The sequence below is a fragment of the Chryseobacterium sp. RU37D genome (genome assembly GCF_900156075.1).
Classification (GTDB): domain Bacteria; phylum Bacteroidota; class Bacteroidia; order Flavobacteriales; family Weeksellaceae; genus Chryseobacterium.
Map to the genome: position 1 here is coordinate 46564 of NZ_FTMM01000015.1, position 24153 is coordinate 70716.

Here is a 24153-nt window from a genome sequence, read left to right on the forward strand (position 1 = left end):
AATGAATTCTTTAAAAATACTGAAAAAAACCGTTATCGACAGCCAAATTTATGTATCGTTAACAGGCACCCTCTTTGCAGTATTTTTCATGGAGGAGCAAAATACGTTCCGTTTCCCCACTGTTTTATTAATTTTTATTACATACTTCAGCGGTTATCTGTATACCAAGTATCAACATACCCCGCATTTTTTTAAAATTTTAATCTTAAATATAGCTGCGGGTGTAATTTGTGCTTTATTAATTATTCATAACCATAATGAAATCCGGTTAGTAAAATGGTTTATTATTGTGATTTTGGGTCTACTTTACAACAGCTTTTTCCTCAATGTCTATATCCGGAAAATCCCCTTATTAAAGGTGTTTTATGTAGGGATGGTGTGGGCGCTGGTCAATTGCTGGCTTACCCTTTCCGAGTTTAATCTTCCAATATTTTCTATTAGTTCTTTCTTTATTACAGCTTTGGTCTTACCTTTCGATATTCGTGACATGAAGAGCGATACTGTGGAAACTTTTCCGAATTTAATTGGAATTCAGAATACAAAATATATTGCTTATCTGTTGATTTTTGTGAGTAATATTCTTTCAATTTTTTATTTAGATTTAAATTATTCCATTTCATTCTTCCTATCAGCCATTATTGCTTATATTTTAATTTATTTTTCTGAAAACGAAAGAAAAGATGCATATTTTTCATTTGGAGTGGAAACATGTTCCGCTCTTCCCTTTTTATGTTTACTAATAATAAAGTATTTTTGACGAATGATTATTAAAAAACTTTCCCTATATAATTTCAAAAACCATTCTGAAAAAAAATTCGAATTTTCTCCTCAAATCAATTGCTTTGTGGGAAACAACGGTGTGGGAAAAACCAATATTCTGGATGCGCTGCACTATTTATCGGTCGGGAAAAGCTTTTTAGGAAATACTGACCTCAATAACATCAAAAATGATGAGTTATTTTTCACTATTGATGCTGAAATTCAGAGTGATAACAGTCAGGATATCATTAAAATTTTACAGTCGAAAGAAGCAAAAAAAATGATAAAAAAAAATGATAAAAGCTACGACCGGCTGGCTGATCATATAGGCTATCTGCCGAGCGTAATGATCTCGCCATATGATTCTAATCTGATTTCCGATTCCGGAGAGAGCAGGAGAAAGTTCCTTGATTCCATGATTTCCCAAACAGATTCTGAATATCTTTTTGATCTGATTCAGTACCAGAAAACTATTCAGCAGAGAAATGCTTTGTTAAAATATTTCGTTAAAAACAGAGTTTGGGATAAAGATTCTTTGGAAATCTATAATGAACCAATTATCAAATTCGGGACTAAAATTTTCATTAAAAGAAAAGAATTTGTCAAAAAGCTAAACCCAATTGTACAGAATTTTTACCAGATTATTTCGGGAGGAAAAGAAACGGTTTCCGTAATATACGACTCCCATTTAACGGACGGTTTCGACGCATCTGAACCTTATAAAAAATTTGATGAGCTTTTAAAGAATAATCTCGACAAAGACAGAATGCTTACCTATACTTCAAAAGGAATCCATAAAGACGATTTGCTTTTTGAAATGGATTCTGCTCTTATAAAAAAAACAGGGTCACAAGGCCAACAAAAATCATTTTTAATATCGCTTAAACTAGCTCAGATGAGCCTTATCAAAGAATTAACAAAGAAAACACCCATCCTTTTACTGGACGATATTTTTGATAAATTGGATGACAGCCGGGTATCACAGCTGATTGAGCTGGTGAACCAGGAAAACTTCGGACAGATTTTTATTACAGATACCCACAGAGAACGCACAGAAAACGTTGTAAAAAAAATTAATGAGGAAAGCATAATTTTTGAGGTATAGCTCAAGATATGGATACGGAATACGGTATTTATGGAAGATCCTTTTATAAGAATGATTATATTAGATTACTTGTATTTAGTCATGCAAGTAATGATGAAACAATAAACCATTTAGAGAAAATTATAGCTCTATATCCTAAGTTTTTGCTGGAATTTGATACTTTAAGACAGCAATATAATTTTTTAGGCGGAAAGTAAAACTATAAAAATGAGTAAAAGAAAATTGGAATGATGATCAAATTTAATTTTTTATACAGTTCAAAAACACGAATCCCAAACCAAGAAACGCATACCTCATGAAAAAGAAAAAAAAACGAGAATTTCAATCTTCCGAGCTTGTAAAATCTTTTGCAAGGATTCATGGATTTGAAGATAAGCTCATAGCATTTGAAATTAAAGATTTCCTTGAAGAATATATGGACAAGAGCCTTTTCCGTGAGATTAAAAGCGTGAATATTGAAGATCATCGTGTGATCATTACAATCAATTCCCCCCTGTTAAAACACGATTTCCAAATGCGTAAAAGCTTTTATCTTAAAAAATTCCAGGATAAATTCGGGGCTGAAAAATTTAATGATCTTCAGATTTTGTAGAAATTGTGCTGTTCATCAAATCGTGCGCTTTTTTGTCTAAGCCAGAACGTAACGGTAAGAAAAATTTAAACGGATGTTTTACAAAATACCTGAAAATTTCTTTATAAATCTCACTTACCTGCCCGAAGTTAAGCTTCCGGGATCTAAAAGCCAAAAACATAGACAAGCTGAAACTCACTAAAAAATTAAAGAATCCTATCAGGAAAACGGTGAAAAAAGAAATCCAAAAAGTATAAGAATCTACAGAGAAATCTTTACCGTATAGCCCTATGGCAAAATTACCTGCTGCAAATGTAATATGTCTTATATCAAGGTCTAACCCGAAAAATAATCCTACCGGAGCGGTTGCCCCGAGAAAAACACCAAACCAAAAATTAGATACAATTCCGGGCCAATTCTTCGCATAATATTTGGATAATCCTTTTGCAAATTTTTTTCCAAAAAAGTTCCTGATAGAAATATTTTTCGCTATTCTTTCCGGAATCTGGTAAAAAACAGAATTATTCCCAATATTCCCCGAAATAATCCCTGATATAAAAAGATAAAACCCAGCAATACTTGCATGAAGAATCGCTTTTGATCTAAAAGGATCTAAATCTTTAAGCAACTTATCAGATCTGTCAATTGCCAAATTTTGTGAGAAAAAAACATCTAATCCATAAATTATTAATAATGCAATAGGAAAAGATAGTAAGACATTCCCAACAAAAGCAATAAACTGACTCCTGAATAATTTCGAGACTAAATGGGCAAATTCTGTGTGATTACCTTTATTATTTCCATCCTCTGCTAAGACTTTTGTCATCGTGGCTGCAGTCATTGCGGGCTGTTTTGTGGCCAGCGTAAAGCCCATCAGGTAAATCATTACAAACCCCATTGCATAGTTCATGGAATATAAAAATGCATGAGAAAAATCACTTCCCGGAACATATCCGTATAACAGCTTCAGGACACATAATGCTCCAACGATAATGCCTCCACCACTGGCCTTGTAGAACATTGTCATGTATTCTCTACGGTTAGAAGTAATATAATGCGCCCCGGTTTCGGCAGTATGATTAGTGATTAGATGTGAAATCATTCTTGTACTGTCGTTAATAAGATCCGAGATATTATTTTTATGAGATTTATATCTTAAAATATTAAAAACCAACTCTTTGGAATTAATCGAAACATCCTGCTCATTATCAATAACCAACAGCTGAACTATTTCATAAATTCTCTGAACCTGTTGGCGAATCCTTAAAAGCGATTGATTAATTTTTCCCGAAATGCCATATTTATAAGAATTTTTAAAAGCAATATTTACAAACTCTAAACATTGTTCTACATAAATCTTAATCTGCTTATACCTGCTGTCTTTTGAATTTAATTGAAGCTCAGGATCATTTTCCAGCTCATCGGCAAGATCTTCCAGCTCATTCTGCAGGGCAAGAAAAGGATTGTCAAAATTACGATATTCAGGAGCCATTCTTACCACTTCCACCTCCATTGCGGCGCCCGTTACCCGCCACGAAAGAATATTCATTGCAAAAAGCAATTCCTTTTTTACTTTTGGAAGTATACTAAAATCAGAAATCCCAAGAATAATAAACAGCTCATTAATCTCATTTTCAGGGAGATTATGAAAATACTTCAGGTCAGCCTTTGGCCGCAGGCTTACATTGTCAATCATATACCAAATGGTTTTTTCATTGACAACTGGGGGGAGAACTTTATTAAGAATTCTTTTTTTAAGCTCAGGAATAAAAGCATTTTCAGACAAAATATTGGCCTCTGTCAAAGACAGGTTGAATGATCTTTCTTTGAAAATGTTATGTATGTAATATTTAAAATTTTCAGCAAGCGAAGGATTATTTTTAAAAAAATCCAATACAGTAACAAAATCTGTTTTTTTTACACTATCCAGAAATTCTGCAAACGGCTCTAAAGCAAGAGTTTCATTCTTAAAAGAAAAATATTTTTTAAGAATCAATTCAAAGTTTATACTGGAATTAAAGAGTTTCATCAGTACAAATATACTATTTCAAACTTACATTCCCCATTTGCCTCATAATCCAGCTATGTTTCTTCCTAAGATATGATGAAGGATTTTTAGGATCATATTTTTTAGGATTGGGTAAAACCGCGGCGATCCATGCAGCTTCGGAAATGGTAAGATTTTTAGAAGACTTCCCAAAATAGTACTGTGAAGCAGCTTCTACACCAAAAACTCCCTGCCCCATTTCAATAGAATTAAGATATCTTTCAAGGATAATATCTTTGTTCCAGACTTTTTCAATGATAAAAGTATAGATCACTTCCAACCCTTTTCTAATCCAGCTTCTGCCCTGCCAAAGGAAAATATTTTTTGCTGTCTGCTGAGAAATTGTACTTCCCCCCCTTAGTTTTTTTCCTTTTTCATTATTTTTCATTGCTTTTTCAATAGCGATATAATCAAAACCATTATGAATGAAAAACTTTTGATCTTCAGATGCAATAATAGCCTTTTTCACATTATTTCCCATTTGGTCATAAGAAATATAGTCTCTCTGAAGCCTTCCGTACTCGAAAAGGCCACCTATTTGTGTAATTGTGATCGGCGGATTGAAAAATCTTCCCCATATAATGAATATAACGTTCAGAATCAGAACAATGAATATAATTTGTTTAAATTTTTTCCACATAAGTCTGTTAAAAGGAATAACAAAAATAAGTAAATAGTCTGAGTTATTGCAGTTCTTTCATATAAGTTAACTGGTAATCTGGCAAAAGCTCAGGGTGAAAAATTTTAATATAATCCTTTAAAACCAAATCTGATCGTACTGCCCCGCTTTCAAAAAAATCATTGGCTTTTGCTTTTTCTTTTCCTGTTATGACGTAGATTTTTCCTTTATTGAAAACGTTTAAATCAGCATAAAAAGGATTCATGCTCAGCATTTCTTTTTTTGACATATGATTTCCTGCATTGATCCAGTATTGAACATTCCCCGATTTTACAAAAATCTCTTCAAAGCTCATTGTCGCAGCTTTTTCATCAGCATTATTTTTCAAAATATAATTCGCGTTTGCATCATTAATATAATTGGCCGTAGAAGTTTTACCGCCAGGAAGATACCAGACATCTCCATACATTTCATTCGTTAAAACGGTAGGTTTTTGCTTTGCTTTTAAAGCTAATTGTTTTAAATCATTATAATTTTTCTCAATTTCCTGATATTTTCTTTCTGCCTCTGCATCCTTCCCGAAAAGCTTCCCGAAAAGTTTAATATATGCAGTTTTTTCTAAAGGCTTCTGCTCCATGTATTCATCCAGGAAAATCACCTGAATTCTATTATTTTTCAATAGCTGGTATGTATTTTCAAAGCTTACAATATGGTTTGTAAAAATAGCGTCCGGCTTTAAGGAAATAATCTTCTCTATGTCATACTGTTGTTCATTTCCCACATTTTGAATTTTTCCCTGCTTTAGAAGATCTTGAATTTTCTCAGAATAAATATATTCCGGGCTTGAAACACCTATCATCAGATTTTCAGCCTGCAGCTCTGAAATATATCCCACCATACTTGCATTAAGCAAAATAATTTTCTTAAACGGAAGCCGATTTTGTTTAAAATCATAAGTAAAACTTCCTGATTTTATATGGATGGTACCATCTTTCTCATTATACTGAACAAGATTTGATATGGAAACAGATTCCGGAGTTGATTTTTTTTGTTCTCTTTTACAGGAGATTAGCATTAAAAATGCGATTAATAGTAAAAATTTTGGTTCCATCTTTCAAAGAAAGTAAAAAAGTATTATATTTGCAAACCATTAAGCAATGGGCTCGTGGCGCAACTGAATAGCGCATCTGATTACGGCTCAGAAGGTTACAGGTTTGAATCCTGTCGAGCTCACAAAAACCGACATTCGAAGTTCTCATTCTTCGATGCCGGTTTTTTATTTCCTAATCCATTGTAATACTAATAGATACACTGATAGGCGATGTTCACATTAGCGGTGTTTGAAAATTTTTTCTTTAAAATTCGATTTTGAAAAAAATATTAAACGTCGATCTCCCTTTTTCGATACTTGACCTTCTCCCAAAAATCTATATCACTTAATAAAACTAGAGATTTTCAACAAAAATTATTACTTTAAAAAAAGAAAATCTTATGAAAAAGAGCAAATTCAAGAAAAGTCAGATTTTTTTTGCCTTGAAACAATCTGATACAGAGTAAAGTAAGATTAAACTCTTGTCTCAAAAAAATAGCAAATGGTTACTTTCCGATACAAAAATAGTTAATATTAATTACCAATAAGTTACAAAAAATAGAAACATTATAGTAGCAAATAAATAGAATAACATTATTTTCACCCAAATTGTAGCCCGCTGATAACAAGATAACTAAGACCTGAAATAATGTCCATTTGATTCAAAATAATCAAACATTATACTCCGTGCAGTTGCGCTCCAATCAATGGCAACCCAATTAGGGATATTAAACGTGTCATCTTCATACAGCCATTGTACAAAATCTTCATCACTTTCGAACTCCCCGTAATAGAAATTGTTTACATATTCATATAGACTTTGGAAATCTCTGTTTTCTAAACAATCTAAACAGGCTTCGTAAACCTCTAAATCATGCTCTGAATCATTGATTTGTTCCAGTACATCGTATATATCTTTTGATATGTTGCACTCGCTCAATAATCCTAGTTTTTCCAAAATTGGACATTCATAGTCCTGAAACATAAATTCGGGGTCGGATTCATCAGAATGCAGTTCATACATTGCCGTAAGTAATTCGTCATAGTCTGAATAATCAGAAAGATTTAACCATTTACCGTAAAGGCTTCCATTGTTGTACTTTGCGTAAGTCCCTACATAGATACTAGCAGTATCAAGACAATTTCGTAAATTTATCATGTTGATAAGTTTTAAGTTGCATTTAAAATTTATTGATACGCCTAGCAAGTACGCCAATACTTCTAGGCATTTTTATTTTTATATTGAACCTTGTACACAAATACACAAGGCTAAAGTAGCTTGTAAAGATGTATAAATATACAACAAAAACCCCGTAAACACAAGTGTATCAGGTACTTTTCACTCAAAAAATCAATGCTTTTTCATGTTAGTTAAAAACTTTTTAACCACTCCAAGCGAAACAAAATAAAAAACAGTCTGAAAAAAACAAAAATCGAGTACAGGGGACGTTCCGAAAAAAACACTGAACCCTCCCCATCAAAGAGATTAGTACCGAGACAGTCGATAACTATATAAAATTTTGGAACTACGTATAGGGGACATTTTTACATTGAAAATTTAAGAGGGTTGGTGTAAATAGTAACCCAAGTATTATACATTTTCTGTACCCCTTAATCCTCGTTATTTTATACATATAAAAAGTACTCTTTCAGTCTTTATTAGTCAAAAGAAGTACAAAAACAAAGATGGTCATTTAAAAATGACCATCTAATTTATTTATACCAAAAATTTCTAGCAGATATTTTTCTAATAACGGAGAAAGAACTCTATATATCTCCTTCTTATCATCGGGAACATCATCAGGAGATATTGTTAATAAATACATAATAGCAATTGGAACATTTAATACCTCAGAAATTTTTTCTAAAGTATCAGGACTTGGGCTATATGCACCATTAATCATTTGAGATATTGCAGTTTTGCTTTTGCCTATTTTATCAGCCAATTCTAACTGTGTAATATTTCTACTTTTTAATAAGCCTTTTATTACTTCTCCTATTTTCATTTATATAAATTTTCAATTACTACCGCAATAGCTGCTGCATCCTTTAATAAAGAGAGCCACAATACCGCTATTTCTACGGCTGTTTTTTCAGTTGTATTTTCTTGAATACTATCTTTTATTTGTAATAGCTTAGCTTTATCCTCAATTGATAATTCAGGATTAGCTAATAATATGTCATCAATTGTATTTTTAATTTGTTGGATTTCCATAATGAATAAGAATTAATGTTAGTTATAAAATTGTTACATCTTACTTTTAACATAGATTCTTCTTCATCATCAATATACCTCAAATTAGATTTGATGTTTTTAATTTTATTCCTTTTATCCTGTATTTTATCAAATCTATTATTTTTGATTAAGTGAAGAATAAAAGATTTAAGAAATTCAATTTTTTCCTGTAATTGGCTTAATATGAAAAACTCATTAATCTCTGCTAATATTTTTTCAGCCATTTCTTTTGCAGAACTACTCTGTTTAAAGTATTTAGACCTTTTTAGAATAACAGTACGTTCTCCAATAGAAAATAATTTATGATACGAATCATCAAAAGATGATAAATCTTTAATTAAATTTTTCTTTAAATCTGAATTTATTTTATCACTATTTACCGCCCAACCTTTTATTTCTAAAAATTTATTAAGATTAGATTCACTTTTTATTATACGAACACTAACAGCATTTGCTAAAATCTCTATAGCCTGACGTAGCAAATCACTACTTCTTAGATATTCCATAGTCAAATAATTTAATCAAATTTAAGTAAAACTTAAACATTAGACAAACTTTTAGCAATAAAAAAAAACAAAAAGTTAAACATTTCTTTTTTATCACAATAAATTCTAGATATACCTTCACAAATATCATTTACTTCAAATATAATTTTTCAACACCTCAAAAAACCAAAAGATTCCTTACCACTCCGAATCATGATAAACAAAAAAATATTTTCATACACTCATAAATCAACTTTAAAGATTCGTAAAATTTCATATTTTTGTAACTGAATTTTTATCGAAAAAATATAAAGCGTTAGCTTTTATTCTGTTAATAGGAAATCTCGCAAATTAACTAAAGTTACACAGGATAGACAGTTGATGCCTCCACCTATGGCGTGGAGGCTATTCTTGTTTGTGTAACACGGTTTCGCGAGAACCTCCTATTTGCAAATTAAGTTTAGTCCTTCACGCTTTCTGTATTATTAATACTCACTTTAGGAGGGCGAGTGAATAAAAACATTCACTATGAAAAAGTTTATCCTTTCCGCATCTTTATTAATCGGAACTTTTTGCTTTTCTCAATCAGTTACTAAAAAGTACAATTCATTTTATGACAGATATGAGTATTTTGACCCAAATGGAAATATGATTAGCTATGAAAAGTATAACAGCTTAGCTAAGCAATGGGAAATGTACAATGTTGACGGTTCAAACGTTTCAAGCAATACTAGGCAACCCACAAAATACCGTGACCCACAACAATTAAGCATTTCAAACTTAGGAAATGCAATGACAACAAAGCAAAACAGATACGATATCGGGTATATTTGCCAGTTTTCCTATTGAAAACAGGAGGATAAAAATTTAATGATAGATTACTCTTATTACCTTTTACAAGTTTTTTCAGTACAGTTACTTTTTTACTCATTATTGAAGATTGTATTTACTAAGTTTTTGGGAACATAAACATTTTTACCTTTGGGAATTTTTGGAATATTATGTTTTTTGCATAAATGATAAAATGAACCTGAACTCACTTTAAATGAGTCTAAGACTTCATTAATCGTATAATAATTATCATCACAGAAGTATGGCAAATTGTATTGTTTTCTTTCGTTATTTTCGGCTTTTTGCCTAAAGAGTATGTCTAAGTCAACCTTCCTAATTCTAACCAACTTAAAGCCTTCTAATTTGATTAATCTACCATCTTTTAACATTCGATAAATTGATGTTCTACTAATATTAAGTAAAAGCATAACTTCTTTGATTGATAAGTAATCTTTCTTTTGAATTTCTTCAATATTGTAACCTTTAATTTGCACTTCCAAATCCTTATCACTCGCTTGAATCTTTTCATCACGCTTTCTCTTTTTATAGAATTTCTTAGCGCAGTCATCAGAGCAACATTGAGTAGTTGTTCTTTTGGCTATAAATCTATTTCCGCAGAATTGACAAATTTTATTGACTTCCATAACAACTAAATTCTCCCTAAAAATGTTTCACATTGTTTCTCCATGTTTCACACTGTTTCAAAATGTAACTTTTTTTAACGATAAAATTACAAATTTTATTCCAAATCAAATTCATAGAAACGAAATAGAAACAAATAAAATGTATATGTTCTGCAATATTAAATTTTGAAACAAAACAGAATGCAAATAAAAAACCCTTTAAGCATTACATTTAAAGGGTTTTTGTATTATTGTAATTGCAATCTATATACAATCTAAAACGTCATCTATTTTCCGATACAAAACTTAGAAAAAATATTCCCCAGCACTTCATCATTTGTCACTTCCCCTGAAATTTCCCCAAGATGTTCCAGAGCATTTCTCAATTCGTAGGCCAATAGCTCTGTAGAAATCTGGAAAGAAATTGACTCTTTCACTTTTTGTACAGCATCCAAAGACTTTCGAAGCGCTTCAAAATGACGCTGATTTGTGATCACCACATTATTTTCTTCCGACTTAAGGCGCTCTACATAGGAAGAAAGCTCATTTTTTAGATCCTGAATATTCTGGTTTTCTACGGCAGAAATTGTAATAAAATCAAATTCATGGCTAATCTCATTTCTGAAAACATCTTCCACCTTTTCATAAACTGCTGGAGAAACCTCGTCAATTTTTGTAGCACAGATAATTAATTTTAAATCATCTCTCAACAAAGATTTAATCATTTCAATATCCTCAGAAAAATCTTCAGTGCCTGCATCGGACAAATACACAAGAATATTTGCGTTTTCAACTTTCTCTATGGCTTTTTTCACCCCAATGGCTTCAATTTCGTCCATCGTTTCGCGTAATCCGGCAGTATCAATCAACCTGAAAGCATGGCCTTTTATATGTAAAATTTCTTCGATTGTATCTCTTGTAGTTCCCGCAATATTACTTACAATAGCTCTTTCTTCCTTTAATAAGGCATTAAGAAGCGTTGATTTCCCTGCATTAGGTTTTCCAATAATGGCAACCGCTGTTCCGTTTTTAATCGCATTTCCATATTGGAAGCTCTCAATAAGAGATTTTAATTTTAGCTCAATTTTATCAAGGAGCAGATTTAATGCGCTTCTATCTGCAAATTCTACATCTTCTTCTGCAAAATCAAGCTCAAGCTCAATTAGAGAAACAAAATTTAATAAATCTGTTCTCAAAAGCGATATTTCATTAGTAATTCCGCCCTTTAGCTGATTAATAGCTACTTTTCGGGATGCCTCGTTTTCTGATGCAATCACATCTGCAATCGCTTCAGCCTGGGAAAGATCAATCCTTCCATTGATGAAAGCCCGAAGGGTAAACTCGCCTGCCTTCGCTATCCGCGCCCCGTTTTTAATTAATGTTTCAAGAATACGTTTCCCTATATGTGGTGAACCGTGGAAAGCAATTTCCACAGAGTTTTCAGTAGTAAAGCTTTTCGGAGCAAGAAAAATAGAGATCATGACTTCATCTATCAGCTCTTCTCCGTCTGTAAAATACCCATAATGAATTGTATGAGATTTCTGTTTTGACAGTTTTTTGGACGAAAAACTCTGCTGTACAATATCTAAAGCATCATTTCCGGAAACCCTGATTATTCCCAAAGCCCCCACTCCATTGGCCGTAGCCAGCGCACAAATGGTATCATTATTCATGATGCAAATTTACACTTTTTAACCGCACAGAACCATAGCATTATCTATCACCTCAATTCAAATATATCCGAAAGCCCACACATAAATATATATTACCATTACTTATTTAAAGAAGCTTCCCGCTATCCACTTATACTCCTCATGACAACTCTACAACTCAGTTTCCGGGTTATAGGCTAGGGTGTCACCATTGGGATGACAGTCTTTTCAAGCAATTATCATTTAATTTATTAAAAATGAAATAATAAGCATCTTCCATTTAATAAAAAATCACCCCAAAAACTTGAGATGATTTGACTGCTTTTGAATTACTAAATGTATATGAAGATACAAGATGGTGTTTTGTTGGTACAAAGATACCTGTATCACCCTACTGTGCCATCAGGATAAACCCTGAACTTTTTCCGTAAAAATACGGTTGTAGAAAAAAGAAAAGCCTTGTAACTTTCATTACAAGACTTTAATTTTAATGCTGCTTAAACAATCCATCATCTATTTAAAGCGGGCTTACCAATTTCAAAAACCACTCTTTTACCTCTCCTTCCAAATGGGGGCCTAATTTTTCCTCACATTTTTTGTGATAAGCATTAAGCCATGCAATTTCTTCATCAGAAAGAATATCTTTTACAATAGTATCTTTAAAGAAAGGGCATAAAGTCAGCGTTTCGAAATCATAGAAGGTCCCATGGATCGTTTTTTCAACCTCTCTTACTGCAATTAAATTCTCATGACGGATTCCGTAGTCTCCCTCAAGATAATATCCAGGCTCGTTTGAGCAAACCATTCCTGGAAGAAGCTCCTGCGGATTCATATCTTTTCTTATATTCTGTGGGCCTTCGTGAACATTCATAAAACTTCCAACACCATGTCCCGTTCCGTGATTGAAATCCTTACCTTCCATCCATAACGGAAGCCTTGCGATGGCATCAAGATGCACACCTTTTGTTGCTTTCGGGAATTTCACCCTCGAAAGACGAATCATCCCTTGTAAAACCAAAGTAGAATTTCTTTTAAATTCATCAGAAACAGCTCCCAAAGCTAAGGTTCTGGTAATATCTGTCGTCCCCTCAAGATATTGCCCACCAGAATCCACTAAAATACTCGAATCATTGGTAACATCTTTGCTTCCTTCCTTCTTCGCAGAATAATGCATAATCGCGCCATTATCCTTATATCCTACAATGCTTCCAAAACTTTCACCTACAAAATTCTCACCCTCTGCGCGGAAACCTTTTAGCTTGATACCAATAGAATATTCATTCATCACTTCCTTACCTGCATTATGGGTAAGCCAGTACAGGAACTTTACCATAGCAACACCGTCCCTTATCATTACTTTTCTGAATCCTTCCAGCTCGGTTTCGTTTTTTTGTGCTTTCATTAAATTTCCTGGTACCGGAGCTTTGATGAAACGGTTTTCAGATTTTAAAGCTTCAAAAATAGACTGGTTGCTGTTAGGTGAAACCAACGCTGTTTCACTTTTAAATGCTTTCAGGCAATTATAAAACTCTTCATAAGGTTTCATTTTTACCCATGCATCATCCATTTGTTTTCTGGACTCCACATCCAGCTTCTCCAGATCTGTGAAAAGAATAGCATCATTTTTAGTGATAACAATATATCCTAAAAACACAGGATTGCTTTCTACATCACTTCCCCTGAGATTTAAAGTCCATGCCACATCATCAAGACTTGAGATTACATGAACAGTCGCTTCCATTTCTTCCATCTTCTGTCGGATAGCAGCTATTTTCTCTGCCACAGGCTTCCCAGCTCTTTCAACAGGCTGCACAAATATTGGATTTTTTGAAGGCGTACCACGGTCTTTCCAGATTTCCTTTAAAAGAGGGAGGTCTATTAGCGTAATATTCTTAGAGTTTAATTTTTGTGTGAGAAGCTCCCAATTAGCATTGGAAGTTGCCAGAGCGTTGACGGCTACCTGTCCTTCTGTCGGGATTTCGGAGATAATCCAGTCGATATAGTTCGGAGTTCCTTCCATTCCTTCTTTAAAAAGATCAATTCCGGAACCTTCCAGTTCTATTGCGGCTTGAGTAAAATATCTTCCGTCTGTCCAAAGTCCGGCTTTATTTTTTGTAATTACCACAAAACCTGCAGAACCTAAAAAACCAGACAACCAGGCTCTTTCCTGCCATTCTTGCGGCAAATATTCACTCATGTGAGGATCTGCAGAATATACTATAAAGGCATCAACATTATTTTTCTGCATTTCTTCACGAAGCGCAGCTACTTTTTCCTTTGAAGTCATTTTTTAATAATTTTAAAAAGGGAAGTTACGAATTTTTGAGTATTAATTTTTTTTAACTTTAAGGTAAATAATTTCTATCTTTAAAAACTGAAAATTCCTAATTATGGAACATCATTCTCCCATCAAAAGACACACTCCAATAAATAAATACTATCGCCATATCTTTCTAATACCTGCTTATATTCATCATCCTTTATTTTATTTTCGATAATCAACTTATTATCTCATCTACATTTCTTTTACGGAACTCTACCTATATTCTCCTGAAGAATCTTTCACAAAATCCTCTTTTCCAAAATTTCTATGTCCATGATATTATTTTGTAAATTAATACAATGAAGAGAAAAAACTGTGTCAATATGAAAAAATATTATTTTTTCATAAAAAATCTTAAATAACCTTAATTATTTTAAGTTTAGAATTTCCTGGCACAATATTTTAATATGATGAATAACTCATGTTTAATTTGAGTTTTCATGGTTATTAGTTTTTTATCCTCGGAAAAATCTGAGGATTTTGACTTTTAAGTACCTGTTTTATTTACATAAAAACCCGGTAAACATATAATCATTACCGATTTATATTTTAAAAATTGCTCCTTAAATTGTCAATCCATAAATATTTTTCATCTGAGCCATAACAAAGGTACTATGCGTACTTCCTATTGATGGAACTGCACCCAATATATTGAAGACAAAATTTTGATACTGTTTCATATCACGGACATGAACTTTCAGAAGAAAATCAAAATCACCTGAAATACTGTAACACTCAGCTACTTCTTCAATTTCTAAAATTTCACGTTCGAATTCCATGGCAAGATAACTGTCATTGCTTTTTAATTTTAGCTGACAATAAACCGTAAATCCTAAATTAAGCTTTTCCGCATCAAGAATAGCTGCATACCGCTTCACATATCCTTGCTGCTCAAGGCGTTTTATCCTTTCAAAAACGGGCGATGGGGAGAGGTTAACTTCTTTGGCAAGTTCTTTTACAGTCAGTTTTGCATCCTTTTGAAGCAATCTCAGTAATTGTAAATCTTTATTATCAAGATGTTCCATAGAATATTATTCTTTAATATATTAATATTTTATCAAATATACAGAATTATATTCTTAAAAATAACTACTTTAAAGTTTTATTCACTGAATTTTTACAAAATAATTAATATTTTATTCTCAATCTCTATTTTTACATCAATCAGAACATATGATAATTCTTTGAAAGAATTACAAAATAAATAAAAAATAAAAGGGAATATTTTACACTGAGATCACTCTGATTATGGAGTGGTCTCATTTTTTAAACTAAAAATATTTCAGTTTAAAATAATTTAAAAGTTTTACTTATTAAATAATCTTAGGGAGAACAGCTTTACAATGTATAGCTGTTTTTTTATTTTAATAATAGTTCGTTTTTATGAAAAAAATTCTTTGTTTTTATGTAATTCTTACAAAAGAAAAAGGAGACAAATTGTCTCCTTTTTTTGTATTGGCTTAATTTTAACTTCTCTATATTTTGTGTTTTTTTAGAGTTCGAGAAGTTAAATTAAGTTTATACATACCACCAAATCACTTATAATATGAACTATGCTTTATAGTTTATTATTTTTGTAAAAAATTAATAATTAAAAAAAGCAATTTTTAATTTGCTCTTTTATTTTGCTTAATTTTATATTACAAAGTAACAACATTACGAAATAAAATTCCGTACAACAAACATAGATATAAATCGATTTATTGGTAGATATTTATCTATACTGTGGTTATAAAGTGGGCATACAACACCTGAAACTTCCCTGAATGAGATTACATTTTATGATGAGTTTTGATAAGATCGATAAGCTCAACTATATTTTCTATTTTTAACTTATTAAATATATTTTTTTTAATAGTGCTTACCGTATTTTGTTTAATATCGAGATGATTAGCAATTTCGAGATTTCCGTATCCTTCTGCATACATTTCTGCAATTTGAAGTTCTCTGTTTGTCAACCCCTTAAGAGGATTAATCAAAATAGGATTACTCACCGATTGAGTCAATAAATTCTGAGAAATAGATGAAATATATTTTCCTTTGTGAACAATATCTGAAATAGCCTGTTTTACTTCTTCTTCTTCGCTTAGTTTACTAAGAAAGCCGTTGGCGCCTCCATTAATATACTTAAGTGCATGTAGATGTTCCTCAAGGCCGGAAAAAATCAAGATTTTAATCTCAGGATTTGCAGATCTCATTTCTGATAAAATATGAAGACTGTTTCCGTCTGGGAAATAGGCATCTATAATTGCGATTTCTACTTCTTTCGATCTCACCATTTCTACAATTTGTTTTAAAGATGTAGTATGATAAACTTTAGCATTTGGAACAATATCACTGATAACAATCTCAATTCCCTGTCGTATAATGCTGTGGTCATCCGCCAGAAGAAATATTATCCCTTTATCTTCAATTGGTTCTTCCATGTTACTTTTTATTTAGATTAATCTTGAACGCTATTTTAGTACCTTTAAACAATTCGCTGGAGGCTGATATTTCACCATTGAAAAGACCTACAATTTCTTTACATAAATTGAGCCCAAGGCCTGCTCCAAGATTATCAACCTCATGTGATATTGCACCTTGATAATACGGCTCAAAAATTTTACTAAGGTCAGACTCAGAAATTCCTGCACCCGTATCTGCAATCTCTGTAGTAAGTGCAACTTTATTATCCCCTACCTGGTTTACCGTCATGGTGAGGCTGACCTGTCCGTTTTCCGTAAATTTGTTGGCGTTACTCAAAATATTCATCAGAAGCTGGTTGATCTTGATATTATCAGAATTAACGATTAAATCTTCAGGTATATTTTCAGTTACTACAAACTTATTATTTCTTGTTTCAATATATGGTTTTATAGCTGTAACAATTGAATTAATTTCATCTTTAAGATTAAAAACCGTGTGGGTAAGCTTCTGATCCGCATCTTGATTTTTGGTATATTCTAAAATCTGGTTAGATTGTATTAGCAAGGTATTATTGGTGAATTTAATAGATTTAAGATATTCCTTTGTCGTTTCATCCTTTGTAGTCCGGTTGATTTTATCGATAAAAATGTTAATAATTTTCAGCGGAGATCTCAGCTCATGACTCAGCATTCCCAGTATCCTATTTTTAAAGTTAAGATTATTTCTGATCTGCTTATTGGCTTCATTAAGCTTGAATTCATAAACAAAAGCAATCCTTGTGAAATACATGATCAGGATCGATACAATAAACATTAAAACCATCAGCCCAAGCACAAGATAAGTTCTGATTTTGTTATTAATAGAGATTTGCTTATTATATTCTGTTTCAAGCTCTGATTTAAAATCCTTAATAGCGGTTTCGTAGACATCAATAAGGCTTCTGCTGTAGATTAGCAGTTTATTAAAATTACTATAAAATTGTAAATTATCGCGTTCATTTTGTGCTGCATTTATAGCTTGTAGCCTTACTTTTTTTATTTCAGAAAGATAATGTTTGTCCATAGACTTGATGGTGTTGTCCATCTCAGACTTTAAATTGGAAGGATCTATGGTTTTATTGTTGGTCAGGGTAATCACCGTACTTTCCTTTTTTACATCTACTTTTCCGGAGATAGCATCTTTCAAACGCCCCATCAATCCCTTCCGTTTAACTGTATCGGAATAGGTATGGGTTTCTATACTCAGGTTTTCGAAATTATTTTTAAACTTTTTCAACTGATATGGGCTATCCTGAACTTTCACGGGCGGCTTTAGAGAATACTGGTAGGCAGAATCAATTAATGTTTTAAATTGTGTTACCTCTAACGTATCTTTTTTCTGTTTCGGAAGGCTTTTCTTGAATCTGGAATCTATATTTCCATACTGTCCTATTTTGTCAAAATTATTTTTAAGTTTTTTGAGTGACTCAAAATAAGCCTTAAGTTCTTTAGAGTCTTGGCTGACAATATATTGCTGCAAGTGATTCTGGGCATCTAAAAAATCTTTTCGCGAATTGTCTGTCAATCCGCCTAAAGCCTTACTTTCCTCTAGCTGATTCTTAATAAAATCCAACTTTTTGCCATTGATAAATTCGTTATAAAAAAATATTGCAATAATAACCTGTATTAATAGAATACAAAGTATTAAAGAATAATGAACAATTTTTCTCAATCTAAAATTTAAGAATTTCTGTTTCTTCATATCTATGTATCAGGAAATTAGTCTTTTATAGTTTGATATTATACTGCACAATTTAAATAATAAAATATTCATATAAAATTAAGTATTGAAGTATATATAAATTGAAATACAAAGTTAAATTAATTTTTGTCTTTACAATTAATACTTTTCATCAAAATTCAGTTATCAATCCAATTATCAATTAAGGCATTTCCAATAAATAAATATTTTCATTTAAAATAACACATCTATAATAAAAAATCACCACATATTGAATCTACATTTCAACTTTATTTTAATAATCAAAAAGTTTCAAAATAAAAACACAAATTCCTCAAACGTTTCAACGTAGAGGTAAAAATAATTCGATAAAGATTGCATGTTAAAATAAAATCACAGGCAGGGAAAAATAAAACGTACTACCCCGATTTAAAGAGCTTTTTACTCCAATTTCGCCATGCTGCTTTTCAATAAAGTTTTTTGAAATGGCCAGACCAAGCCCCGTTCCATTTTGATGTTCTCCGGGAACCTGAAAATAACGGTCGAAAATCTGACGGTGATATTTTTCATCAATACCTTTTCCTGTATCTGTAATGCTGAATTTAATTTTTGAATTCAATTTTTCAACTGAAATTTCAATTTTTTCATCCTGAAAAGAATGTTTGATAGCATTGCTCAGGAAATTATTCATCACCCAAACGGTTTTGTCGAAATCAGCTGAAACAAAATCATTATTATCCAATAAAAATTGAGTGTTAATTGAAATATTTTTCCGTTCTGCAAGTTTTTTTACATTTTTTACTGCGGACTGAACAATCTCTTTTGGTGAACAATTTTCAATATTCAGACGGATGTTTCCGGTTTCAACTTGGGACAAATTCAGCAATTCTCCTGTAATATCCAACAAACGCTGCCCGTCTTCATTGATGCTGTTCAATAATTCCAGTTGCTGCTCGTTCAATGTCCCGAATTTTTGATTTCCCAATAATTGTACGCCCATTTTCATTGATGAAATTGGAGTTTTTAATTCATGGGAAATGGTAGCGATAAAATTGGTTTTCGCAAAATCAAGCTCTTTGAATGGAGTAATATTTCTAAGTAAAATTACTTTTCCGATGTATTTTTTTTCTTTTTCTCCTGTATTTACAATATTAATAGGAATAATATCCTGTTCAAAATAATTTTCTTTATTATCAGAAACAATCTTAATGGGTTCCTTTTGTGGATGATCTATATTTTTGAGCAATTCTCTCACTAAATCATTATTTACAGCTACTTCATGAACCGTTTTCCCGATGATTTCTTCTTTGTTTAAGTTAGTGATTTTCAGAGCTTCATCATTAATCATATAAATGAAATGATTTTCGTCTAAGCCAATCACGGCATCATGCATATTGTTTACCAAAGTTTCAATACGTTTTTTATCCATTAATTGCTTCGAAAGTGTACTGCTTTCGTATTCCTGAAGCTTTTCCGCCATCACATTGAATGAATTTGCAAGGTCATTAAACTCTTCACTTCCCTTAAAATGAACCCTTTCATTATAATTTTTATTGGCTATCTGCCGGATACTGAAAGTCAGTTGATTGATGGGTTCTGCAATGGTTTGAGGAAGATTGAATAACAAAGTCACAGCAATTAAAAAGCAAACCGTCCCCAAACAAGCGATCCAAAAAGTTGCATTTTCGGCGGTAATGATGGCGATATTACTTTTTCGTTCAATCCCTTTCATATTTAACGACATAATTTTAACCAAATCCTCACGAATAAGTTTTTCTTTTTCAGGCGAAAATTTTTGAAGATAACTATTGAAATGTAAATTTAAATTTTGTGTGGCTTCTTTTTCACCGAATTCTGTTAAATTTTTTTCCTGTAAAGCGTTATTTTCCTTAAAATCTTTAACAGCAATTGCGCTGTCGGTCCTTATTTTATCCAACGCTAAAAGCATATTTTGAGAGAATTCCAGACTGTTGTAATTGGCGGTAAGAATTTTCTCGGTATCAGATTTTAATTTATTAATGTAAACAGAGCCAATTACCGACAGTAAAACGATCAGCACAAATAAAAGACCTACTCCAAGGGTGAGTTTTGTTTTTAATTTCATTGTGTTTTAAGATAAAATAATAATGTCGATTTGTCTTTCATTCAATCGGTTCATTAAGGTGTAAATCCAGCTATATCCAAAAATTCTCTGCAAAATATGAGCATTAGGTTTTCCGATACAAACGGTTGTGATATTATGCTCAATGACATAATCTAAAATTCCTTTGTGGATGCTGTTTTCCTTTAATCGGATCACTTTTGCTCCCAATTCTTGTGCTAAATTAAAATTATTAATCAAGAAACGCTGTTTATTCAATGCAATTTTTTCAGGATTTTCAGATGGCTTCTGAATATATAAAACCGTCCACGGACTGTTATAATAGCTTGCTAATCTTGCCGTTTTCCGAATAATATTTTTCGCTATTTTTTCATTACTGCTTATACAGGCGAGAAATTTTATAGGTTTAAAATTTTCCGTTTTGATTTCTTTCTCCACTTTTCTTTCAACGTGGGTTGCGACTTCTTTTAAAGCAAGTTCACGAAGCTGCAGAATATGTCCGCTTTGGAAGAAATTGTTTAAAGCCGTTTGAATTTTTTCTTTTTTATAGATTTTCCCTTCCTTCAGTCTGGTTAAGAGTTCATCGGTGGTCAAATCAATATTCACCACTTCATCAGCTAAACCTAAAATTTTATCTGGAACCCGTTCAGAAACTTCGACTCCTGTTATTTTTTTGACTTCTTCGTTTAAACTTTCGATATGCTGAATATTCATTGCACTGATGACATTGATTCCGTTATCAAGAATTTCCAGAACATCCTGCCAACGTTTTTTATTTTTTGAACCTTCAATATTGGAATGCGCCAATTCATCCACGAGAACAACTTCGGGATGAATATTAATAATAGCCTGAAGATCCATTTCTTCAAGGTTTTTTCCTTTATAGAAAGAAGATCTTCGGGGAATTTCGGGAATTCCTTCAACCAAAGCTTCGGTTTCTTCTCTTTTATGAGTTTCGATATAGCCGATTTTTACGTCAATTCCGTTTCGAAGTAAGGCATGAGCTTCCTGAAGCATACGGAAAGTTTTTCCTACACCTGCACTCATTCCGATGTAAATTTTAAACTTTCCCTTCCGGGATTTTTGAATGAGTTCTAAAAAATGTTCTGCTTCTTTTTTTTCTTGGGTCATTTTTATTTTAAACGCAAAGAGCGCAAAGATTTTTTTTGACAAATGTGCTGTTATAAGTTTCGCAAAACGAAGTTTCGCCGATTCAAATAAAATCAATTATATAAATGAGGCAAAGGCGTTTCACTCAGCTAAGCTTAAACGTCATTTAAAACGATATAGGAAACAAAAGCGTTAAGAAAATAAATGATTCGAACGTTAAGAAAATTCTACTGTTTGAGCGCGGGACAAAAATTTATTAATCAATGTTGAACCCGCACGAGTTTTAGAATTTTTAGAGAGAATCATTTATTTTTAGCCTTTCGTTTCCCAGTCTTGAATTTTTGTTTTTTTTATTTTAAGACAAAAGAAAATTATCAATTTTTAATCTAATTTACTATAATCTAAACATCACAGCCAAAGTCAATCTGCTGTCCGATTTTCTCAAATCAGGCCTCCAGGAATCAACTGGTGTATCGATCCATCCATCGGGACTTGTGGTTCCTCCCGGACCAGCAAAATAAGGGATGTTGCTTTTTCTGAATCCGTATTCTAATCTGAAAGTTACGAATTGATTCGGCATAAAATCAACTGTTGCCGTCCCTTGGAACATTTTCAACTTCTCCCCTCTTGCCAAAGCATCATTGAAATCATTATTGGCAACCGGAGAAGGGGAAAACGCCAGATAAGCCCCGGGATTTGAAACAGCATCAGCTCTAAGTGTTAACGCAACTTTATTTTGATGAAACCAAAGTCTGTTAGCAATCGAAGTTCCGATCATATAATTGTCTTTTGCCTTCAAGCCACCACCGCTCTGGAATCCATAATGATTGTTGATGCTGAATGCAGCCTGTGACAGACCTTTGCTTTCTTTATTATGAAAATATCTTGCAACAATACTATGATCATGGTGAAAACGACGAACATCGGGATTATTTCTCGTGTCTTTTCCGTTTAAATAAAAATTGGCAACTAATTGTAAATTTTCATTCGGACGATAATAATTGGAAACACCCAATCCAAGACCTTTATTCCATGAATTGTAAGTTTGCCATCCATTTAAAACCCAAAGTTCAACCTTATATTTTTTTGAAGGATAAGCCTGAACTCGCGCTCCCTGAAAATAGAAAGGGGTAAAATCGCAGGGCAAACTTCTCTGATAATTCCAGTTTTCTCCTAAAACATAGCTTTCCAAACCAATGTAGCTCATAAAAATTCCGGCTTCAACATTCAAACCATGCATTACGTTGAAATGGTAACCTGCAGCAGCTTCTCTGATATATTTTAAATTGCTTCCGTTCGTATTTTTACCGTGATTTACAGTTCCGTCCAAATCCTGAACGATAGAACCCATTTGTCCGAACTGAAGCCATAAGCGGCCAATCATATTTTTGTAATTGGTTTCCAAACCAATACTTGCCATATTGATGGTGAATTCGTTGGAACGCCCAATAGCTGAGGAAATTGTGTGTGTATTATCATTCGGATTTCGAAAATCGTAGTTGTAATAGGCATCGACGTAAGCTACACCTGTTAAAATCGTTTCTCCGTCTTTATCTTTTAAAGTTAAAGGAAAATCTGTCTGGCGATTCTGCCCGTTGATCCACGTAAGATCGTAGCCGTCAAAAGGAATTTTAGAATCATTTGTTTTTAAAGAATCTTTGGATTGTAAAGAAGTAGAATCTTTTTTTACTTCCTGCGCACTGATGGGATTTAAAGCGAATAATCCCAATAAAAAAATAGCCTGAATAGTTGTTGATTTCATATATTGATAACAATGTTTTATTTATTTAAAATAATCTCCATCATCAAAAAACGACCATCTAGAATTAAAAGATAAGAAAATAATCTTTCTCTTAAAAAAAATTCTATAAAATACTCTAATGGTGAATGCTTCTGTTTTTTGATAACTGCTGACTTATTTTACTTGATCCAAAGCAATATTTAATTTCAAAACATTCACTTTAGAAGGACCAAAAACAGAAGTTTCCGTTTGATCTTTAACTAAATTTTCCAGTTTTCCGATAGAAATATTTCTCACTTTTTCAATTCTTTTTACCTGATATAAAGCGCCTTCCGGAGAAATGTCTGGATCAAGACCGCTTCCGCTAGCGGTAACCAATTCAACAGGAACTTTTACATTTCCCATGTCCGGATTTTGCATTCTCAACGTGTCAATTCTCTTTTGAACGGTTTGTAAATATTCTTCGTTACTTGGTCCTTTGTTGCTTCCTGCGCTACCTGCAGCATTGTAATCCACTGCGGAAGGGCGACCATGAAAATATTTCGGAGAAGTAAAATTCTGTCCGATATTAGCATAAAATTTCTGACCTTTATAATTGATTATTTCAGCATTTCCCTGGGTTGGTAAAACTTTAGAACCTGCGTAAACAATGCCTAAATAAATTCCGACAATAACGAGCATGACAAATGTCAATCTTAATGCGGATAGAATATGATTTTTCATTTTGAATTA

At 32.4% G+C, this 24153-nt stretch carries 21 protein-coding genes and 1 tRNA gene; 5 read left to right on the forward strand and 17 right to left on the reverse strand.

The genetic code is table 11. The features are described from left to right. The first annotated feature begins 1 nt into the window (after position 1). The 3 genes from BW926_RS08920 (at position 2) to BW926_RS08935 (ending at position 2456) form a co-directional block, all read left to right on the forward strand. Complete coding sequence (locus BW926_RS08920) at positions 2-757, forward strand: UbiA prenyltransferase family protein (protein WP_076446337.1); 756 nt, start codon at positions 2-4, stop codon at positions 755-757. A 3-nt stretch (positions 758-760) separates the two neighbouring features. Beyond that, positions 761-1864 (forward strand): DNA replication/repair protein RecF, encoded by a 1104-nt coding sequence (gene recF, locus BW926_RS08925; RefSeq protein ID WP_076446339.1) that lies wholly within the window; start codon positions 761-763, stop codon positions 1862-1864. A 295-nt stretch (positions 1865-2159) separates the two neighbouring features. After that, positions 2160-2456 carry a hypothetical protein gene (locus BW926_RS08935; RefSeq protein ID WP_076446343.1) on the forward strand — a complete coding sequence of 99 codons (297 nt, stop codon included), beginning with the start codon at positions 2160-2162 and terminating at the stop codon, positions 2454-2456. On the opposite strand, the gene BW926_RS08940 is transcribed toward BW926_RS08935, so the two are convergent. From BW926_RS08940 to BW926_RS08950, 3 genes are read right to left on the reverse strand one after another with little or no spacing between them, the layout of a single operon-like run. Next, positions 2434-4464, reverse strand: a complete 2031-nt coding sequence (locus BW926_RS08940; protein ID WP_076446345.1) for a recombinase — start codon at positions 4462-4464, stop codon at positions 2434-2436. The genes BW926_RS08935 and BW926_RS08940 overlap by 23 nt on opposite strands. Before the next feature lie 13 nt (positions 4465-4477). After that, positions 4478-5122: a monofunctional biosynthetic peptidoglycan transglycosylase gene (mtgA, locus tag BW926_RS08945; RefSeq protein WP_076446347.1), complete on the reverse strand. Its 645-nt coding sequence runs from the start codon at positions 5120-5122 to the stop codon at positions 4478-4480. 43 nt (positions 5123-5165) lie between these two features. Beyond that, positions 5166-6212 (reverse strand): ABC transporter substrate-binding protein, encoded by a 1047-nt coding sequence (locus tag BW926_RS08950; RefSeq protein ID WP_076446349.1) that lies wholly within the window; start codon positions 6210-6212, stop codon positions 5166-5168. Between the two features lie 48 nt (positions 6213-6260). Here BW926_RS08950 and BW926_RS08955 point away from each other — a divergent pair. Beyond that, positions 6261-6334 (forward strand) — tRNA-Arg (locus BW926_RS08955). A 491-nt stretch (positions 6335-6825) separates the two neighbouring features. Here the strand turns inward: BW926_RS08955 and BW926_RS08960 are convergent. The 4 genes from BW926_RS08960 to BW926_RS08975 form a co-directional block, all read right to left on the reverse strand. Then, entirely contained in the window at positions 6826-7350 is a 525-nt protein-coding gene (locus BW926_RS08960) for an antirestriction protein ArdA (RefSeq protein WP_076446351.1), read from the reverse strand. A 535-nt stretch (positions 7351-7885) separates the two neighbouring features. Next, positions 7886-8197: a helix-turn-helix domain-containing protein gene (locus tag BW926_RS08965; protein WP_076446353.1), complete on the reverse strand. Its 312-nt coding sequence runs from the start codon at positions 8195-8197 to the stop codon at positions 7886-7888. Beyond that, the gene (locus BW926_RS08970; RefSeq protein ID WP_076446355.1) at positions 8194-8406 is read right to left on the reverse strand and encodes a hypothetical protein; all 213 of its coding nucleotides are present in this window, start codon (positions 8404-8406) and stop codon (positions 8194-8196) included. The genes BW926_RS08965 and BW926_RS08970 overlap by 4 nt, the downstream gene beginning before the upstream one ends. Beyond that, a complete protein-coding gene (locus tag BW926_RS08975; RefSeq protein WP_076446357.1) occupies positions 8361-8933 on the reverse strand; it encodes a hypothetical protein in 573 nt (190 codons plus the stop codon). The genes BW926_RS08970 and BW926_RS08975 overlap by 46 nt, the downstream gene beginning before the upstream one ends. Positions 8934-9440: 507 nt before the next feature. On the opposite strand from BW926_RS08975, the gene BW926_RS08980 reads away from it, so the two are divergent. After that, positions 9441-9761: a hypothetical protein gene (locus BW926_RS08980; protein WP_076446359.1), complete on the forward strand. Its 321-nt coding sequence runs from the start codon at positions 9441-9443 to the stop codon at positions 9759-9761. Positions 9762-9835: 74 nt separating this feature from the next. Here the strand turns inward: BW926_RS08980 and BW926_RS08985 are convergent, their stop codons facing one another. The 10 genes from BW926_RS08985 to kdpC all read right to left on the reverse strand — a co-directional run bounded on the left by BW926_RS08985 (position 9836) and on the right by kdpC (position 24144). Next, complete coding sequence (locus tag BW926_RS08985) at positions 9836-10387, reverse strand: helix-turn-helix transcriptional regulator (RefSeq protein ID WP_076446361.1); 552 nt, start codon at positions 10385-10387, stop codon at positions 9836-9838. A gap of 266 nt (positions 10388-10653) precedes the next feature. Further along, entirely contained in the window at positions 10654-12039 is a 1386-nt protein-coding gene (gene mnmE, locus BW926_RS08990; protein ID WP_076446363.1) for a tRNA uridine-5-carboxymethylaminomethyl(34) synthesis GTPase MnmE, read from the reverse strand. 496 nt (positions 12040-12535) lie between these two features. After that, a complete protein-coding gene (locus BW926_RS08995; RefSeq protein WP_076446365.1) occupies positions 12536-14305 on the reverse strand; it encodes an aminopeptidase P family protein in 1770 nt (589 codons plus the stop codon). Positions 14306-14904: 599 nt separating this feature from the next. Then, positions 14905-15366, reverse strand: a complete 462-nt coding sequence (locus BW926_RS09000; RefSeq protein WP_076446368.1) for an Lrp/AsnC family transcriptional regulator — start codon at positions 15364-15366, stop codon at positions 14905-14907. 747 nt (positions 15367-16113) lie between these two features. Further along, positions 16114-16767 carry a response regulator transcription factor gene (locus BW926_RS09005; protein ID WP_076446370.1) on the reverse strand — a complete coding sequence of 218 codons (654 nt, stop codon included), beginning with the start codon at positions 16765-16767 and terminating at the stop codon, positions 16114-16116. 1 nt (position 16768) lies between these two features. Then, complete coding sequence (locus tag BW926_RS09010) at positions 16769-18361, reverse strand: sensor histidine kinase (protein ID WP_228403424.1); 1593 nt, start codon at positions 18359-18361, stop codon at positions 16769-16771. 490 nt (positions 18362-18851) lie between these two features. Next, positions 18852-20573 (reverse strand): HAMP domain-containing sensor histidine kinase, encoded by a 1722-nt coding sequence (locus tag BW926_RS09015; RefSeq protein ID WP_076446375.1) that lies wholly within the window; start codon positions 20571-20573, stop codon positions 18852-18854. A gap of 6 nt (positions 20574-20579) precedes the next feature. Further along, entirely contained in the window at positions 20580-21701 is a 1122-nt protein-coding gene (locus tag BW926_RS09020; protein WP_076446377.1) for a histidine kinase, read from the reverse strand. 373 nt (positions 21702-22074) lie between these two features. Continuing rightward, positions 22075-23442 carry an outer membrane beta-barrel protein gene (locus tag BW926_RS09025; RefSeq protein ID WP_076446380.1) on the reverse strand — a complete coding sequence of 456 codons (1368 nt, stop codon included), beginning with the start codon at positions 23440-23442 and terminating at the stop codon, positions 22075-22077. A gap of 153 nt (positions 23443-23595) precedes the next feature. Continuing rightward, complete coding sequence (gene kdpC, locus BW926_RS09030; RefSeq protein WP_076446383.1) at positions 23596-24144, reverse strand: K(+)-transporting ATPase subunit C; 549 nt, start codon at positions 24142-24144, stop codon at positions 23596-23598. Positions 24145-24153: the final 9 nt, after the last annotated feature.